This window comes from Allobosea sp. LjRoot237, assembly GCF_964253285.1.
In the GTDB taxonomy this organism is placed as follows: domain Bacteria; phylum Pseudomonadota; class Alphaproteobacteria; order Rhizobiales; family Beijerinckiaceae; genus Allobosea.
In genome coordinates, this window is sequence record NZ_CAXUQP020000003.1 from 23024 (window position 1) to 40448 (window position 17425).

Sequence of the window (17425 nt, forward strand, 5' to 3'; positions counted from 1 at the left end):
GGAGATGAGCCATGCCGATCATGCCATCCCGCCGGACGTTCCTGCGCGCAGCCGCCGCTGTCGCGACAGCGGCAGGCGCCCGTCCCAGTTCGGCGGACGCGCAGCAGGATGCGCCGGATCCGACGCTCGGCCGCAGGCTCGTCTTCGATGAAGCCTTCGCCAGCCTTGATCCGGCCATCTGGCAGGCCGGCCCCAAGGCGACCACCCATGAGCCGGGTTTCTATGGTCGCTCGGCCTTCAGCCGGCGCGGCGGCGAGGAGGGCTTCGACCCCTATGCGATCGTCGCCGATCCGCTGGCCTCCGGAGGTCACGCGCTCGAGATTTCGGCCCGCTATCTCGGGCGGCCGATGAACGTGCCGGCTTATTACGGCAACGCGCTGCCGGAGTTCCAGTGGATCTCCGGCAATCTCCAGACCGCCCGCAGGGACGGCACCATCTTGAGAGGCTGGCGCAACGGCTATTTCGAGGCGCGGATGCGGTTCCCGGCGCATCCGCTGAGCTTCCCGGCCTTCTGGCTGATGAACGGCCGCAGCATCCTCTTCCCCAAGACCAGCGTCGAAATCGATATCGTCGAGCACAAGGGCTGGGAGCACAGGCTCTACGGCGCCTATCTGCACGAATGGGGTCAGCCGGGCGAGCGGCACGAGGGGGTCGGCGTCCCCACGGAGGTCGATCTGACCAGCGGCTATTTCCGCTATGGCGGGCTGATCGACGGCGATCGTTGCGTCCTCTATTTCGAGCGCAAGCCGATTCGCGATCCGAAGACCGGTGGCGCGCTCGAATGGCGGATCGGGCGTGCGAACGAGATCGATGCGCAGGGCGATGTGTTCTGGCCCCTGATCACGCTCGCCTTGCGATCCGACGTCCCGTTTCCGCAGCCACTCAGACCGGAGGACCGGGAAGCGCAGTTGAGGGTAGACTACGTCCGCGTCTACGGCAGCTAGCCGGAGGGCTATGCCGCCCGCCAGAGCGAACACGCCGCCGCCTTCACCATTCTCGATTCAGCTGAGATCGGCATTCATGCCGCATTAGGTAGCGCAGCCGAGCGCGCATGGTAATATAGCCTATTTCATAGGCATTTTCACGTCATTGCATACAACGTGGGATGAAGCGCCCACTGAAGTGTGCTTTTCCCTAGAGATTTCAATTCACTACCTGCTGGCACGCTACGTGCTTCGGAAGCGTCATGTGCGCTGACGCCGAACCGCATTCACGCCCAAGTTCTATCCGAGCCGCCATCCGCCGCGGCTGCGCTCTCGCGGCAGCCGAAAGCGCGATCCGCAAGCTCGCCTCCGAAGATCCGGCGCGTCACGACATCCGATTGGCAAAATCAGGGGTTTCCGACTGATGATCACACGCCGCGCCGCCATCGCCGCAGGTCTTGCCGCGCCCTTCGTCGCGCGAAGCCAGGCGCAAGCCCAGGCAGTGGGCCGAGCCGAAACCCTGCTGCTGGTTCAGGAGTACGGGCCGAACAGCCTCGATATGCAGGGCATCGGCTCCTCGCAGCCCGTCAATGGCGTCGCGTTGAACTGCTATGACCGCCTGCTGCGCTTCAAGCCGGTGCCGATTCCCGGCGGCGGCGGCAACACCATCTCGATGGGCGAACTCGAAGGCGAGCTGGCCGAAAGCTGGCAGATCGCGTCGGACGGCATGAGCTGCACCTTCAAGCTGCGCGATGCCACCTTCCATTCCGGCCGCAAGGTCACGGCGGCCGACGTGAAATGGTCGCTCGACCGTGCCTGTACCATCGGCGGTTTCGCGACGACGCAGATGAATGCCGGCTCGCTGGAGAAACCCGAGCAATTCGTCATCGTCGACGAGAAGACGTTTCGCGTCGATTTCATCCGCAAGGACAAGATGACGCTGCCGAACCTCGCGGTCACGATCCCCTTCGTGTTCGACTCCGAGCTGGCGATCAAGAATGGCGGTGGCGACCCCCATGCCAAGGAATGGCTGAAGAACAATATCGCCGGCTCGGGGGCCTACAAGGTCGAAAGCTGGAAGCCCGGCGTCGAGACGATCTATGTCCGCAATGACGACTGGAAATGCGGAAAGCTGCCGCAGCTGCGCCGCATCATCGCGCGCGACATCGCCTCGCCTTCGACCCGCAGGGCCCTGATGGAGCGCGGCGACGCGGACGTCTCATACGGTTTGCCGCCGAAGGACTTCAAGGACCTGCTCGATGCCGGCAAGGTCAACGTCGTCGGCGTTCCGATCCCCAACGGCGTCTGGGGTTGCTATCTCAACACGCAGGTCGGCCCGTTCAAGGACGTGCGCCTGCGCCAGGCCGTGGCCTGGGTGATGCCCTACGAGAAAATCCTGCAGGCCTCGCTGTTCGGCCGCGGCGTCTCGATGGCCGGCGGCAAAGATCCCAAGGTCGCCTGGCCGCAGCCCTTCCCCTACACCTCCGACGTCGCCAAGGCCAAGGCCCTGGTCGATGCCGCCGGCGGACCGTTCTCGACGACGCTGTATTTCGACGCCGGCAACGCGACCGTCGCCGAGCCGATGGCGGTGCTGATCAAGGAAGCGCTCGCCGCGATCGGCATCACCGTCGAGATCAACAAGGTGCCAGGCGCAAATTTCCGCACCGAGATCGCCAAGAAGACCAATCCGATGGTCCTCAACCGCTTCGCCGGCTGGCTCGACTATCCCGATTACTACCTGTTCTGGACGATGCACGGCAACAACTCGATCTTCAACATCGCCGCCTACCAGAATCCGGCGCTCGACAAGCTCGTCGATGCCGCGCGCTTCGCGCCCGACAAGACCTCTTACGACGCCAATGTCATCGACTTCATCAAGCTGGTGAACAACGAGGTGCCGATGGTGCCGATCAACCAGCCGACCCATGACGTCGCGCTGCAGAAGGCGATCGGCGGCTACCAGTTCCAGCCCTGCCGCGAGCCGGATTTTCGCTACCTGACCAAGGGGTAAGGCGCGGATGATCGCTCACCGTCGTTGCGAGGCCGCGCGGCCGACGAAGCGATTCAGGAGCGACCGCGCTCGACCTTCCTCTGGATTGCTTCGCTACGCTCGCAATGACGAAGCGCCCAGCACGCGGAAAGGAACACCATGCTGCGCATGATCGGCCAGCGTCTGATGACGACGATCCCGTCGGTCATCGGCGTGATCATCGTCACCTTCCTGCTGACGCGGGTGCTGCCGGGCGATACCGCGGCCTATTTCGCCGGCCCGGCCGCCTCGCCCCAGGCGATCATTGAAATCCGCTCCAAGCTCGGGCTCGACCAGCCGCTGCCGGTACAGTTCGTCTCCTATGTCACGGCGCTGGTGAAGGGCGATCTCGGAACCTCGCTGACGACCGGCCAGGCGGTGACCAAGGATCTCGCCGCGCGCCTGCCTGCCTCCGCGGAACTGACGCTGGCGGGGCTGATCCTGGCGATGGCGGTGGCTCTGCCTCTGGGTGTACTGGCGGCGGTGAAGCAGGGCTCCTGGATCGACCATCTCTGCCGCATCGTGGCGACCGCGGGCGTCTCGCTGCCGGTGTTCTTCACCGGGCTCCTGCTGGTCTATGTGTTCTATTTCATCATTGGCTGGTCGCCGGCGCCGCTCGGCCGGCTCGACGTCTTCGCCTCCGAACCGCCACGCGTCACCGGCCTGTTCCTGATCGACACCTTGCTGGCACGGGATTTCGATACCTTCCGGGGGGCTTTCGCCCAGCTGATCCTGCCGGCGGTGACGCTCGCCATCTTCTCGCTGGCACCGATCACCCGCATGACCCGTGCCTCGATGCTGGCCGTGCTCGGCGCCGATTTCGTGCGCACCGCGCGCGCCAGCGGCCTGACCAACAGCAAGGTCATCGGCACCTATGCCTTCCGGAATGCGATGCTGCCGGTGGTCACGACGCTCGGCATGGTGTTCTCCTTCTTGCTGGGCGCCAATGTGCTGGTCGAGAAGGTCTTCGCCTGGCCCGGCGTCGGTTCCTACGCGGTCGAGGCGCTGATCGCGTCGGACTATGCACCGATCCAGGGCTTCGTGCTGACCATGGCGATCCTCTACGTCGCCCTGAACCTGATGATCGACGTGCTCTACGGTGTCATCGATCCCCGCGTCAGGCTGGAGGGTTGAAGACCGTGAACGACATGGCGAAGGTCGAGCCGGCACCTGCCCGAACAATCCCTGCCGAACCCGTTCCGGTGCTGCGCTTCGAGGCGCCGCCTTCCACCAGCCTGTGGGCGCATGCACGCCATATCATCGCCGAGAACCCGGTGACGGGGCTCGCCTTCGGGCTGTTCGCGCTGATCCTGCTGGCGGCGATCTTCGGCCCCTCGATCGTCCCGTACGACCCGCTCGCGAGCAACACCGACGCCGCCTTGCAGGCGCCGAGCCGGGCGCACTGGTTCGGCACGGACCAGCTCGGCCGCGACATCTTCAGCCGCGTGGTGGCTGCGACGCGGCTCGACTTCTCGATCGCGATCTTCTCGGTGGCGCTGGTCTTCCTGATGGGCGGGCTTGCCGGCGTCATGGCCGGGTTCTACGGCGGCTGGGTCGACAAGGTCGTCGGCCGCATCGCCGACACGATCATGGCCTTCCCGCTTTTCGTGCTGGCGATGGGCATCGTGGCGGCGCTGGGCAACTCGGTCGGCAACATCGTGCTGGCGACCGCGATCATCAATTTCCCACTCTATGCCCGTGTCGCGCGCGCCGAGGCGAATGTGCGCCGCGATTCCGGCTTCGTGCAGGCGGCGCGGCTTTCGGGCAATTCCGACTGGCGGCTGCTCCTCACCCAGATCGTGCCCAACATCATGCCGATCATGGCGGTGCAGATGTCGCTGACCATGGGCTATGCGATCCTGAATGCGGCAGGCCTCTCCTTCATCGGGCTTGGCGTGCGCCCACCGACCCCGGAATGGGGAATCATGGTGGCCGAGGGCGCGAGCTTCATCGTCTCCGGCGAGTGGTGGATCGCCTTCTTCCCCGGCCTCGCCCTGATGATCGCCGTGTTCTGCTTCAACCTGCTCGGCGACGGCGTGCGCGATCTCGTCGATCCCCAGCGGAGGAACTGAGGTGACAGCGGTGCCTCTGCTCGAGATCAGAAACCTCACCGTCGAATTCGCCACCCGCCGCGGCATGGTGCAGGCGGTCAAGGCGATCGATATCAGCGTCGCCAAGGGCGAGACGGTCGCGATCGTCGGCGAGTCCGGCTCGGGCAAGTCGGTGACGTCCTATGCCGTGGTGCGCATCCTCGATCGCGCCGGCCGCGTCGCCGAAGGCTCGATCTCGTTCTTCGGCGTCGATCTCGTGGCGGCCGACGAGGCCCAGATGCGCGATATGCGCGGACGCGAGATCTCGATGATCTTCCAGAACCCGCGCGCGGCACTCAATCCGATCCGCAAGGTCGGCAAGCAGATCGAGGACGTGCTGTTGCAGCATGTCCAGGCGACGCGTGCGACTGCCAAAGACAAGGCAATCGAGGCGCTGAGCAAGGTCAAGATCGCGCGGCCGGAGGAGCGCTACGACGCCTATCCGTTCGAGCTGTCGGGCGGCATGTGCCAGCGCGTCGTGATCGCGCTCGCGCTGGCCTGCCAGCCGCAATTGCTGATCGCGGACGAGCCGACGACCGGCCTCGACGTCACCACGCAGAAGGCGGTGATGGACCTCATCGTCGAGCTGACCCGCGAGCGGGGCATGTCGACGATCCTGATCACGCACGATCTCGGCCTCGCCGCCGCCTATTGCGACAAGGTCGTCGTGATGGAAAAGGGCAAGGTCGTCGAGACTGCGCTGGCCAGCGAGATCTTCCACAACCCGCGGCACCCCTACACCCGCAGGCTGATGCAGGCGACGCCGCGACTGGGCGCGAGCCTCGCAGATTTGCTGCCCGACGCGCTCAAAACCGTTCCCGCCGAAGCCAGGACGGCCGTGGCTGAGCCGAAACCGGCGGCGAATGCCGGCCCCCTGATGCAGGTCGAGAATCTGGTCAAGGAATATCCGCGGGCGGCAGGCGGCAGCATCTTCGGCAAGCTGCTGGGCAAGGGCCCGGGCGAGCGACCGGTACCGTTCCGCGCCGTCGATGGCATCAGCTTCAGCATCGCCAGGGGCGAGACGCTTGGGCTCGTCGGCGAATCCGGCTGCGGCAAATCGACGACCTCGATGATGGTCACGCGACTGATCGACCCCAGCGGCGGCAGGATCATCTTCGACGGCATAGATATCGGTGCGATTCCCGCCAAACAGTTCGCCGCGTCGCCGCAGCGCCGGCGCATCCAGATGGTGTTCCAGGACCCGACCGACAGCCTCAATCCGCGCTTCACCGCCGAGCGCGCCATCGCCGACCCGATCATGCGGATGGGCGCAGTCAAGGGACGCGATGCCCTGCGCGCGCGCTGCGAGGAGTTGGCACGGCTCGTGGGCCTGCCGGTCGAGCTGATCGATCGCTTCCCTCACCAGCTCTCCGGCGGGCAGAAGGCGCGCGTCGGCATTGCGCGTGCGATCGCGCTCGACCCCGATCTGGTCATTCTCGACGAGCCCACGGCGGCGCTCGACGTCTCCGTCCAGGCGGTGGTGCTGAACCTGCTCGAAGAACTCAAGGGACGGCTCGGCATGAGCTATCTCTTCGTCTCGCACGATCTCAACGTGGTGCGGCTGCTCTGCGACCGGGTGATCGTGATGAAGACGGGCTCGATCGTCGAAGAAGGCACGGCGGAGGAGGTGCTCGGCGATCCCAAGGCGCAGTATACGAGGGAGTTGCTGACCGCGATTCCGCATCCGCCGTTATGAGCGCGTCCTGCCCGCGATCGTCATTGCGGGATAGTCCTCTGGAGATGCCTGCAGATGAAGATCAACGATCCCGCCGTACTTGCCGAGGTGGAAGCGGCCTTCGCCGCCTATGAGGCCGCGCTCACCGGCAATGACGTCGCAACGCTGGATGCGATCTTCCGCAAGGCGCCCGAGACCTTGCGCTATGGCGTCGCCGAAAACCTCTACGGCCATGACGAGATCGCCGCCTTCCGCTCGGCGCGCTCGCCGGTCGGGCTCGAACGGACGCTGGAACGCACCGTCATCACAACTTACGGCGACACGACGGCGACCGCGAACACGATGTTCCGGCGCGACAGTATGGTCGGCAAGGTGGGGCGCCAGAGCCAGACCTGGGTCAAGTTTGCAGAAGGCTGGCGCGTCGTCAGCGCCCATGTCAGCATCATCCCCGAATGAGCGGCGGGCGGTCGCGCATTCTTCATGACGCCGTGACCAACATCGCTCTGCCTGCTATGCAGGCATCGACGATTTCCCCCGCTTTCCGATCCTGATCATGCCGCCCCGCCCCGCCGCCTTCTTGGCGATATCCAAGTCCGCAGCGCCACCGCGAACGCGGACGGAAGCGCTTCGCCTGCAGATCGCCGACGACATCGTATCGGGCGTGCTCGAACCGGGAACGCCCCTCGACGAGCAGGAGCTGGCGGCGCGGTTCGGCGTCTCGCGCACACCTGTGCGCGAGGCGATCCGCCAGCTCTCAGCCTCGGGGCTCGTCAGCGTCCGGCCGCATCGCGGCGCGGTCGTAGCCTTGCCCACCCCGACGCAGCTCGACGACATGTTCGAGGCGATGGCCGAGCTCGAGGCGCTCTGTGCGGGGCTCGCCGCCCGCAACATGACCGTGCCTGAACGGCGCGGCCTGGAGGGGCTGCATCAGGTGCTGCGCGCGCTCGTGCACGAAGGCGATCCCTTGCGCTATCATGAGACCAACGAGGCTTTTCACGCCGCGATCTACTCGGGCTCGCATAATGGCTACCTCGCCGAGTTGACCCTGATGACGCGCGCCCGGGTCGCGCCGTTTCGCAGGGCGCAGTTCCGGGCGGCCGGGCGCCTGGGAGGCTCCTATCAGGAGCATGACCTGGTCGTGCAGGCGATCCTGCGGGGCGACCAGCCCGGCGCGGCAGAGGCGATGCGCGCCCATATCGGCATCGTGCGCGATGCTTTCAGGAACTATGCCGGAGCGCCCTGAGGCTTGGCTTGCGCCGCGACGAAAGCCCGCCAGCCGCCGAATTCGGTCACATCGCGCGCGTCCTCGGTCGCGATCTGTTCGCAGAGGAAGCCCTTGACGCGCGTGCCGTCGGCGAGCGCCAGCGTGCCGATGCCCAGTGGCGAGGGAATGCCTGCGATGAAACGGCCAAAGCCGTCGGCAGGCAGCGCCCAGATCTCGAGCGCGATGGCTGCCCCGCCCTCCCGGATGCGGATCAGGCCCGGCCGCATCGGCGGGCCGCCGGGCAAGGCGAAGAGGCGGTAGTCCGCGGTCGTGGTGATTGCTCGCAGGAACGTGGCGCCCAGCGTAGTCAGCTCGCCGTTGAGTGGCATGCCCGACAGATGCGCACCGACGACCGCGATCTCGATCGTACCCTGCGGAGCGGCAAGCTGAAGATCCGCAAGCGGCGGCATCGACGCGTCCAATGCCCCGAGCGTCAAGCCGGAGGCGTGATGAAAGGCGCGGCCAAGGGCGGCTAGCGCCGCATCGCGGCCGGACGGTGCGATGAAGGTGACGCCTGCCGCCGTGCCGTCCGCCGTCAGGCTCACCGGCACGGCGAGCGCGCACATGTCGAGCAGGTTGACGAAATTGGTGTAGCGGCCGAGCAGTGAGTTCCTGCCGACCGGGTCGGCGGTCATCTCGGCGAGCGTCACCGGTCTCGGCGCCGTCGGCACCATCATCGCATCGATGCCTTTCAGCGCGGCCTTGGCGGCGAGAGCAAGCTCGGCCAGCCGGTATTGCGCCGCGAAGGTATCGGCCGCATCGGGCAATGGCTTGCCGGCAATGACCTGTCTGATGACGGGCAGGATCGCTTCGGGATCACGCGTCAGCAGCTCGCGGATCGCAACGAAGCGCTCGGCCACCCAGGGGCCGTCGTAAAGCAGACGCGCCGTCTCGTAGAATGGCGTCATATCGAGGGGCACGATCGTTGCGCCCAGCTCCTGCGCACGCTCGACCGCCAGCGCAAAGCTCGCGAATGCAGCCGGATCGCCGTCGAAATCGAGATCGGCGGGGCGCGGGACGGCAATTCTCTGATGCGGCGGCAGCGCGCCGGGCCGTCCGAGCGCCACGGCCCGGGAGAACGGGTCGGCGGCATCGATACCCGAGATCACCTCCAGCACCGCCATCGCGTCGTCGACCGTCAGTGCGAACACCGAAACGCAGTCAAGCGTGCGGCAGGCCGGCACGACGCCCGCTGTCGGAACCAGGCCGAGGCTCGGCTTGAGCCCGACGAGGTTCTGCAGACCGGCCGGCACGCGCCCGGAGCCGGCAGTGTCGGTGCCCAGCGCTACGGGGACGATGCCGGAAGCGACTGCGCTGGCGGAGCCCGAGCTGGAGCCGCCGGGCACCAGATCGGCCCGCAGCACATTGCGCGGCGTGCCATAGGGCGAGCGCGTGCCGTTCAGCCCGGTGGCGAACTGGTCGAGATTGGTCTTGCCGATCACGATGGCTCCGGCAGCCCTCAGCCGGGCCACCGCGGCGGCATCCTGCGCGGGCGTGTAGGCGAAAGCGGGGCAAGCCGCGGTGGTCGGCAGGCCAGCGACGTCGATATTGTCCTTGACGGCGACCGGCACGCCCCAGAGCGCACGCCCGCGCTGCCCCTCAGCCTGCAGCCGCTCTGCCTCGTCGAGCGCCTCGGCCTCGGGCCTGAGCGCAATGAACATCGCGGGATCGTCCAGCGTGCGCAGCCGGGCGTAGCTCGCGGCGACGGTCTCCGCGAGGCTGCGGCTCCCGTCGAGATGGGCGGAGAGGATATCGCTCAGGGTCTGCACGGGCAGGCTTTCCATTTCGATGGCATCGGCTGGCTGGCTATTAATTGATCAATCTTCCAGTATTGCATGCAAAGATTATGCAATGCGCCTCCGCTTGGCGGTCTCCCCGGAAAGGCCGGGACTGTCTACCGCAGGTCCTGCGGGCGGCAATGATCTCCGGGATCACGATTTTCCTTTCCAGATCAGCATCATGAAGCGGTCGCCCGTCGCCGTTGCTCCTTCCGATGGCAACCACACGTCCCGTGCCGGTGCAGGCACGGCCCTTGCAAAGCCTGTTCCGTTCGCTTTGCGGGGGAGCGCCGCCTGATGCCAGCCGTCGAGATCGCCGCGAAGCCAAGTGCTCTGCCTGTCGACTTCGCTCGCACGGCGCTGATCATCATCGACATGCAGCGCGACTTCCTGGAGCCGGGCGGCTTCGGTGCGGCGCTGGGCAACGACGTCTCGCTGCTCGTCAAGGCGGTCGCCCCCTGCCGCCGCGTGCTGGAGGGCGCGCGCGCCGCCGGCATGCTGGTGATCCACACCCGCGAGGGGCACAGGCCCGATCTCTCGGACGCGCCGCCGGCCAAGGTGCAGCGCGGGCCGGCGGAGAAGCGCATCGGTGCCGACGGGCCGATGGGACGTATCCTGATCCGCGGCGAGGCCGGGCACGACATCGTGCCGGCGCTGGCGCCGCTACCGGGCGAACCCGTGCTCGACAAGCCGGGCAAGGGCGCCTTCTACCAGACCGATCTCGACCTGATGCTGCGCAATCGCGGCATCGAGACGCTGCTGGTCTGCGGCGTCACGACCGAGGTCTGCGTTCATACGACCGTGCGCGAGGCGAACGACCGAGGCTATCGCTGCCTCGTGCTGGGCGATGCCTGTGCCTCGTATTTCCCCGAGTTCCACGAGGTAGGCCTGCGCATGATCGCGGCCCAGGGCGGTATCTTCGGCTGGGTTTCGACGACGGACGACGTGCTGGCGGCGCTCGCCCGGACGGAAAAGGCGGCGTGAACCGCTGAAACAGAGACAGGAGGGTGCGATGGCGGCGATGACAGGCTCTTCACCGAAGCTCTGGACGCCGGGCGACTGGAACGCCCTGTTCGGCTTTGGCACCAATATCCTCGTTAACCTGCTGGTGCTGACCGGCCTGCTGCAATTCGTCCTGAAGATGCCGTCGGAGATCGTGTTCGGGCGCATCCTGCCGGCGCTCGGGCTGATGATGCTGCTCTCGACCGGTTACTACGCCTGGCTCGCCTGGAAACTGGCTAAGGAAACCGGCCGCGACGATGTCTGCGCACTACCTTCGGGCATCAGCGTGCCGCATATGTTCGTCGTCACCTTCGTGATCATGCTGCCGATCGCGGCGATGACGGGCGATCCGGTCAAGGGCTGGGAGGCGGGCCTCGTCTGGGTCTTCTTCCAGAGCTTCATCCTGATGATCGGCGGCTTCATCGCGCCCTATATCCGCAGGATCACGCCGCGGGCGGCGCTGCTCGGTACGCTGGCTGGCGTCTCGATCGCCTTCATCTCGATGCGTCCGGCGCTGGAGATCTTCCTGACGCCCGCCATCGGACTGGTGTGCCTCGCCATCATCCTGGTGAGCTGGTTCGGCGGGCTGCGCTATCCGCGCGGCATTCCGGCGGGGCTGGTCGCGATCGCCTTCGGCATGGTCATCGCCTGGGGCAGCGCCGCCCTGGGGCTCGATGTCGGCGGCCTGAGCCTGACCAAGCTCGGCGCGGCCTTCGGCAATTTTGGCTTCTCGCTGCCGGTGCCGGCCTTCGACCACGTCTTCTCGGGCTTCCAGTTCCTCGGCATCATCCTGGTGACGGCGATCCCCTTCGGCATCTACGACCTCGTCGAGGCGATGGACAATGTCGAGAGCGCGGAGGCCGCCGGCGACCACTATCCGACGACACGGGTACTGACGGCCGACGGCGTCGTCTCGCTGATCGGCTGCCTGATGGGCAACCCCTTCATCAACGCGGTCTATATCGGCCATCCCGGCTGGAAGGCGATGGGCGGGCGCATCGGCTATTCGGCCGCGACCGGGCTCATGGTGATCGTGCTCTGCTGGTTCGGCATCGTCGCACTGCTGCTGGCGCTGATCCCGATCGTCGCGATCTCGCCGATCCTGCTCTATATCGGGATGCTGATCGGCGCCCAGGCTTTTCAGACGACGCCGGCGAGCCATGCGCCGGCTATCGTGCTGGCGGTGACACCACATCTGGCCGCATGGGCGAAGGTGCAGATCGACGGCGCGCTCGGCGCGGCGGGCACCAATGCAGCCACCGTCGGCATCGACAAGATGGCCAATATGGGCGTGCTCTATCACGGGCTCGAGCTGATGGGCGGCGGCGCCATCCTCTCCGGCCTCGTCCTCGGCGCGATCGCGGTCTTCGTGATCGAGAAGCAGTTCCTGAACGCGGCCGGCTTCGCCGCCGCCGGTGCGGTGCTGACCTATTTCGGCCTGATGCATGGCGAGGCCATCGGCATCGGCAAGGGCCTCGGCGTCACGCCCTCGATCAGCCTGGCTTATGCGATGGTCGCCGGCTTCCTGTATTTCTGCGCGCGTTCGCCGGCCGGCGTGAGCGAGCCAAAGACGATGACCACCGAGCCGCATGGCAAGCTGGAGCCCGCCGAATGAGCGACGTCAAGCCCGCCTTCGATGCGGCGCGCCATTGCGATGCGATGGCGCCGACGCTCGGTCTGACGATCACCGAGGATCAGCGCCCGGCAGTGCTGCAATTCCTGGCGATCGCCGAGACCATGTCCGGCATCGTCTTCCTTGCTCCGCTCGACGAGGCGGCCTTCGAGCCAGCCGGCGTGTTCCGTGCGGGAAGTCCCGGCGGCGGAGCACCCGCGTGAGTTTCGACGCCTTCGCACCGGCCCACCGTATCGCCGCCGATATCCGAGAGGGCGCGGTCAGCGCGAAGGAGGTCGTAGGCGGCTTTCTCCAGCGCATCCACGAGATCAACCCGGCAATCAACGCCTTCACCGACGTCACCGCCGAGCGCGCGCTCACGCAGGCTTCGGCCATCGACGCCCGTCGCGCTGCGGGCAAGGCACTCGGACCGCTCGCCGGCGTGCCTTTCGCCGCCAAGAACCTGTTCGACATCACCGGCCTGCCGACCCGGGCCGGCTCGAAGATCAACCGCGCACGTTTGCCGTCCGAACGCGATGCGGTGCTGATCGAGCGCCTGACCCTAGCCGACGCGGTGCTACTCGGCGGCCTCAACATGGGCGAATATGCCTATGACTTCACCGGCGAGAACGCCCATGACGGTCCCTGTCGCAATCCGCACGACCTCGCCCGCATGGCGGGGGGCTCCTCATCAGGCTCGGGCGCCGCGACGGCCGCGGGATTGGCGCCCATCTCGCTCGGCTCCGACACCAATGGCTCGATCCGGGTGCCGAGTTCGTTCTGCGGCGTCTTCGGGCTGAAGCCGACCTATGGCCGGCTGCCGCGCACGCGCAGCTTTCCATTCTGCGATTCGCTCGACCATCTCGGCCCCTTCGCCCGCGACGTGACCGACCTCGCGATGGCCTATGACCTGATGCAGGGCCATGACGCGCATGATCCGGCCTGTGCGGTCCGGGCGATCGAGCCAACGCTGCCCACGCTGAAGGACGGGGTCTCCGGCTTGCGCATCGCGATCGCCGGCGGGTATTTCGCGACGGATGCGATGCCGGAAGCGCAGGCCGCCGTCACCGCGGTCGCCCGGGTGCTCGGCGCAACCCGAGTGATCGATATCGCCGGAGCGGGCATCGCGCGTGCGGCTGCTTTCCTGATTACCAATGGCGAGAGTTCGGCCTTCCATCTCCTGCGGCTGCAGCAGCGCGCCGATGATTTCGACCCCGAGACCCGCGACCGCTTCCTCGCCGGCGCTATGCAGCCGACGGCCTGGTATCTCCAGGCGCAGCGGGCCAGGCGCTGGTTCCATGACGAGATGATGCAGCTGTTCGGGACCGTCGACCTGATCATCGCGCCGGCGACTCCTTGCGCCGCGCCGGAACTCGGCCAGAAGACCATGGTGCTGCAGGGCGAGACCATACCGCTCAGGCCCAATATCGGATTGTTCACGCAGCCGATCTCCTGCGTCGGGTTGCCGGTGGCGGCCGTGCCCGTCTTCGGGGACGAATTGCCGATCGGCGTTCAGCTCATCGCCGCCCCCTGGCGTGAGGATCTTTGCCTGCGCGCAGCCTATGCCGTCGCCCACGCCCAGGTCGCTTCCGCCAAACCTCCGCGGCTGAGCTGTAATTGAATCGCCTGCCCAAGGGTATGATCTGACGGCAGCGGGCCTTTGCAACGGGCACTTTCGGCCTCACGGCCAATCGTCGAGCTACTGCCGCGAATGATAAGGGCCAAGCGTGTGGCGTTGCCTTCGCGATCGTGTCAGCGACGAGAAGAAGCACCATGCTGCCGCCTATCGACAGTGCCTGCAGCGTACTACTCTACCAATCGGTTTGAGCGATAAGGTTGAGGATGCGGGCCATGGCCACCAGGATAGCCGGAAAGATCCATATCGGCATCGGCGGCTGGGTGTTCGAGCCCTGGCGTGGCGTCTTCTACCCGGACAAGCTCTCGCAGAAGCGCGCGCTCGAATATGCCGCGAGCAAACTGACCTCGATCGAGATCAACGGCACCTATTACGGCTCGCAGAAGCCGGAAAGCTTCGCCAGATGGCGGGCCGAGACGCCTGATGGCTTCGTCTTCGCGCTGAAGGGTTCGCGCTTCTGCACCAATCGCCGGGTTTTGGCTGAGGCGGGCCCGTCGGTCGAGAAGTTCGTGACCTCCGGCCTCAGTGAGCTCAAGGAGAAGCTCGGCCCGATCAACTGGCAGTTCATGGCGACCAAGGCGTTCGACCCGGCCGATTTCGAGGCGTTCCTGAAGCTGCTGCCGAAGGAGGTCGACGGCATCACGCTGCGCCATGCCGTGGAAGTGCGTCATCCGAGCTTCCGCTCTTCCGATTTCGTCGCCCTGCTGCGCGAGTACGGTGTCGCAGCGATCACCTCGGGCGATTCCAATTTCCCGCAGATCGCCGATGTGACGGCGCCCTTCGTCTATGCGCGGATCATGGGCACGAAGGAGGCCGAGCCCAACGGCTATCCCGCTGAGCAGCTCGATGCCTGGATCAGTCGCGCCCAGGCCTGGGCCAAGGGCGGCGCGCCCGAAGATCTGGAGCTGGTCGCGCCTGCCGCGAGCAAGATGCCGCGCGACGTCTTCCTCTATGTCATCAGCGGCGACAAGGTCCGCAATCCCGCCGCAGCGATGGCGCTGATCGAGCGGGTCGGCGCCTGAAATTTACTGCGCGGCCAGGGCCGCGGGCTCCTGACAGACATCGACCCATTGCGCGCCGGTGAGTGCGGCCATGCGGTCCGGGCTGATGCGCACTGCGGTCTGCGTCGAGCCGGCCGCCGGAACGACCTCGTCGAAGACCTTCAGCGAGACGTCGCAATAGACCGGGAGAGGGGTCGGCAATCCAAACGGGCAGACGCCGCCGACCGGGTGGCCGGTGATGGCGACGACCTCGTCGAGATCGAGCATGCGCGGCTTGGCGCCGAAGGCGGCCTTGGTCTTCTTGTTGTCGAGGCGGGCGTCGCCGCGGGTGACGAGCAGAACGACGCGCTCGCCGAGGCGGAAGGACAGCGTCTTGGCGATGCGGGCCGGCTCGACGCCGAAGGCCTCCGCCGCCAGCGTCACCGTGGCGCTGCTGCCGTCTGTCTCAAGGATCGCGATATCGGGGGCATGTTCGGCAAAGAAGGCACGGACGGATTCAAGGCTCACGAGACACCTCTGCCGAAACGCCACCAAATCAATCCCGCGACCAGCGCCGGCACGCCGAAGACGACAAGCAGGATCGGGGCCTCCTGCAGGAAGGTATAGCCGGCGCGGTTGATGCCGATGATCAGGTTGACCACCGAGGCGACGAACCAGAGCGGGATGAAGAGCTTCATCGCGAAGACGATCGGATGACGCCCGCCGGTGTTCAGCCGCGGCGCGATCAGGAGCAGGACGCCGAGCAGGGCGAAGCCGGCGGCGATGACCTTGACCGTGTGCATACCGGCTTCCCCCGTTGTCGCTGCCTCAGTGCCGGAAATGGCGGTGGCCGGTGAAGACCATGGCGAGGCCGGCTTCGTCGGCAGCCTTGATCACCTCGTCATCGCGCATCGAGCCGCCGGGCTGGATCACCGCGGTGGCGCCGGCTTCGGCCGCGGCAAGAAGGCCGTCGGCGAAGGGGAAGAAGGCGTCGGAGGCGACGACCGCGCCCTTGGCTAGGCTCTCGGGCACGCCGGCAGCCTTGGCCGCTTCACCGGCCTTCCAGGCGGCGATACGCGAGGAATCGACGCGGCTCATCTGACCGGCGCCGATGCCGACCGTGGCGAGGCCCTTGGCATAGACGATCGCGTTCGACTTGACGTGCTTGGCGACGCGGAAGGCGAAGCGCAGATCGGCGAGCTCGGCCTCGCTCGGCTGGCGCTTGGTCACGACCTTGAGCTCCATGTCGTCGACGACGGCGTTGTCGCGCGCCTGGGCGAGGAAGCCGCCGGCGACGGTGCGCAGGCTGAGGCCGGGCTTGCGGACATCCGGCAGGCCGCCGGTCAGGAGCAGGCGCAGATTCTTCTTGGCGGCGACGAGCGCGATCGCATCTTCGTCGGCGTCGGGGGCGATGATCACCTCGGTGAAGACCTCGACGATCTTCTTCGCCGCTTCCGCGTCGAGCTTGCGGTTCAGCGCAACGATGCCGCCGAAGGCCGAGACGGGGTCGCAGGCCAGGGCTCGCTCATAGGCTTCGAGCAGCGAGCCGCCCTCGGCGACGCCGCAGGGGTTGGCGTGCTTGACGATGACGCAGGCGGCGGTGCGGGCAGGGTCGAACTCGGCGACGCATTCGAAAGCGGCGTCGGTGTCGTTGATGTTGTTGTAGGAGAGCTGCTTGCCCTGGACCTGGCGGGCGGTGGCGACACCGGTGCGCTGCTCCGGCGTGCGGTAGAAGGCGGCCCATTGATGCGGGTTCTCGCCATAGCGCATCGTTTCGGCGAGACTGCCGCCAAGCGCGCGGAAGGCCGGCGAGGTGTCGCCTAGCTCGCCAGCGAACCAGTTCGAGATCGCGGCGTCATAGGCGGCGGTGCGCGAATAGGCCTTCTGGGCGAGCTTGCGCCGCAGGGTCAGCGTCGTTGCGCCCTTATGGGTCTCGAGATCGGCCAATACGGCGGCGTAGTCGGCGGCCTCGACCACGACGGCGACGTCATTGTGGTTCTTGGCGGCGGCGCGGATCATCGCCGGGCCGCCGATATCGATGTTCTCGATGCAGTCGTCATAAGGCTTGCCGGCGGCGACCGTCGCCTCGAACGGGTAGAGGTTGACGACGAGCAGGTCGATCGGCGCGATGCCATGGCCGAGCATCGAAGCCTGGTGCTCGGGATGCGAGCGGATGGCGAGCAGGCCGCCATGAACCTTGGGATGCAGCGTCTTGACGCGTCCGTCCATCATCTCGGGGAAGCCGGTCAGGTCGGAGACGTCGGTGACGGCAAGGCCAGCTTCGGCGATCGCCTTGGCAGTGCCCCCGGTCGAGACCAGGGCGATGCCCAGGCGGGAGAGGGCGCGGGCGAAGTCGATCAGCCCGGTCTTGTCGGAAACGGAAAGCAACGCGCGTTCGACGCGGCGGAGTTCGTTCGGCATGGGAGGATCAGGTCC

The 17425-nt window shown here is 66.6% G+C and carries 16 protein-coding genes; 12 read left to right on the forward strand and 4 right to left on the reverse strand.

The window, feature by feature from the left end; genetic code table 11:
• The first annotated feature begins 11 nt into the window (after positions 1 to 11).
• The 7 genes from ACSQ24_RS28785 to ACSQ24_RS28815 all read left to right on the forward strand — a co-directional run bounded on the left by ACSQ24_RS28785 (position 12) and on the right by ACSQ24_RS28815 (position 7960).
• Positions 12 to 944: a 1,3-beta-glucanase gene (locus ACSQ24_RS28785; protein ID WP_436098217.1), complete on the forward strand. Its 933-nt coding sequence runs from the start codon at positions 12 to 14 to the stop codon at positions 942 to 944.
• 403 nt (positions 945 to 1347) lie between these two features.
• The gene (locus ACSQ24_RS28790; protein ID WP_436098218.1) at positions 1348 to 2934 is read left to right on the forward strand and encodes an ABC transporter substrate-binding protein; all 1587 of its coding nucleotides are present in this window, start codon (positions 1348 to 1350) and stop codon (positions 2932 to 2934) included.
• Between the two features lie 138 nt (positions 2935 to 3072).
• Positions 3073 to 4086, forward strand: coding sequence for an ABC transporter permease (locus ACSQ24_RS28795; protein WP_436098219.1), 1014 nt, complete (start codon positions 3073 to 3075; stop codon positions 4084 to 4086).
• 14 nt (positions 4087 to 4100) lie between these two features.
• Complete coding sequence (locus tag ACSQ24_RS28800; protein WP_436098314.1) at positions 4101 to 5024, forward strand: ABC transporter permease; 924 nt, start codon at positions 4101 to 4103, stop codon at positions 5022 to 5024.
• A gap of 1 nt (position 5025) precedes the next feature.
• A complete protein-coding gene (locus tag ACSQ24_RS28805) occupies positions 5026 to 6738 on the forward strand; it encodes a dipeptide ABC transporter ATP-binding protein (protein ID WP_436098220.1) in 1713 nt (570 codons plus the stop codon).
• A gap of 54 nt (positions 6739 to 6792) precedes the next feature.
• Positions 6793 to 7173, forward strand: coding sequence for an oxalurate catabolism protein HpxZ (gene hpxZ / locus ACSQ24_RS28810; protein WP_429067397.1), 381 nt, complete (start codon positions 6793 to 6795; stop codon positions 7171 to 7173).
• A gap of 97 nt (positions 7174 to 7270) precedes the next feature.
• Positions 7271 to 7960: a GntR family transcriptional regulator gene (locus ACSQ24_RS28815; RefSeq protein ID WP_436098221.1), complete on the forward strand. Its 690-nt coding sequence runs from the start codon at positions 7271 to 7273 to the stop codon at positions 7958 to 7960.
• On the opposite strand, the gene atzF is transcribed toward ACSQ24_RS28815, so the two are convergent.
• The gene (atzF, locus tag ACSQ24_RS28820) at positions 7942 to 9765 is read right to left on the reverse strand and encodes an allophanate hydrolase (RefSeq protein ID WP_436098222.1); all 1824 of its coding nucleotides are present in this window, start codon (positions 9763 to 9765) and stop codon (positions 7942 to 7944) included. The genes ACSQ24_RS28815 and atzF overlap by 19 nt on opposite strands.
• A gap of 291 nt (positions 9766 to 10056) precedes the next feature.
• On the opposite strand from atzF, the gene ACSQ24_RS28825 reads away from it, so the two are divergent.
• The 5 genes from ACSQ24_RS28825 (at position 10057) to ACSQ24_RS28845 (ending at position 15031) form a co-directional block, all read left to right on the forward strand.
• Positions 10057 to 10743: a cysteine hydrolase family protein gene (locus tag ACSQ24_RS28825; protein ID WP_436098223.1), complete on the forward strand. Its 687-nt coding sequence runs from the start codon at positions 10057 to 10059 to the stop codon at positions 10741 to 10743.
• A 28-nt stretch (positions 10744 to 10771) separates the two neighbouring features.
• Positions 10772 to 12376: a regulator gene (locus ACSQ24_RS28830; protein WP_436098224.1), complete on the forward strand. Its 1605-nt coding sequence runs from the start codon at positions 10772 to 10774 to the stop codon at positions 12374 to 12376.
• Positions 12373 to 12597 carry a DUF4089 domain-containing protein gene (locus ACSQ24_RS28835; protein WP_436098225.1) on the forward strand — a complete coding sequence of 75 codons (225 nt, stop codon included), beginning with the start codon at positions 12373 to 12375 and terminating at the stop codon, positions 12595 to 12597. The genes ACSQ24_RS28830 and ACSQ24_RS28835 overlap by 4 nt, the downstream gene beginning before the upstream one ends.
• Positions 12594 to 13994 carry an AtzE family amidohydrolase gene (locus tag ACSQ24_RS28840; RefSeq protein ID WP_436098226.1) on the forward strand — a complete coding sequence of 467 codons (1401 nt, stop codon included), beginning with the start codon at positions 12594 to 12596 and terminating at the stop codon, positions 13992 to 13994. Before ACSQ24_RS28835 ends, ACSQ24_RS28840 begins: the two co-directional genes overlap by 4 nt.
• Before the next feature lie 230 nt (positions 13995 to 14224).
• Positions 14225 to 15031 (forward strand): DUF72 domain-containing protein, encoded by an 807-nt coding sequence (locus ACSQ24_RS28845; protein ID WP_436098227.1) that lies wholly within the window; start codon positions 14225 to 14227, stop codon positions 15029 to 15031.
• A gap of 3 nt (positions 15032 to 15034) precedes the next feature.
• On the opposite strand, the gene ACSQ24_RS28850 is transcribed toward ACSQ24_RS28845, so the two are convergent.
• From ACSQ24_RS28850 to purH, 3 genes are read right to left on the reverse strand one after another with little or no spacing between them, the layout of a single operon-like run.
• Positions 15035 to 15517 (reverse strand): YbaK/EbsC family protein, encoded by a 483-nt coding sequence (locus ACSQ24_RS28850; protein ID WP_436098228.1) that lies wholly within the window; start codon positions 15515 to 15517, stop codon positions 15035 to 15037.
• Positions 15514 to 15792 carry a hypothetical protein gene (locus ACSQ24_RS28855; protein WP_436098229.1) on the reverse strand — a complete coding sequence of 93 codons (279 nt, stop codon included), beginning with the start codon at positions 15790 to 15792 and terminating at the stop codon, positions 15514 to 15516. The genes ACSQ24_RS28850 and ACSQ24_RS28855 overlap by 4 nt, the downstream gene beginning before the upstream one ends.
• A gap of 25 nt (positions 15793 to 15817) precedes the next feature.
• Positions 15818 to 17410 (reverse strand): bifunctional phosphoribosylaminoimidazolecarboxamide formyltransferase/IMP cyclohydrolase, encoded by a 1593-nt coding sequence (purH, locus tag ACSQ24_RS28860; protein ID WP_436098230.1) that lies wholly within the window; start codon positions 17408 to 17410, stop codon positions 15818 to 15820.
• Positions 17411 to 17425 lie beyond the last annotated feature (15 nt).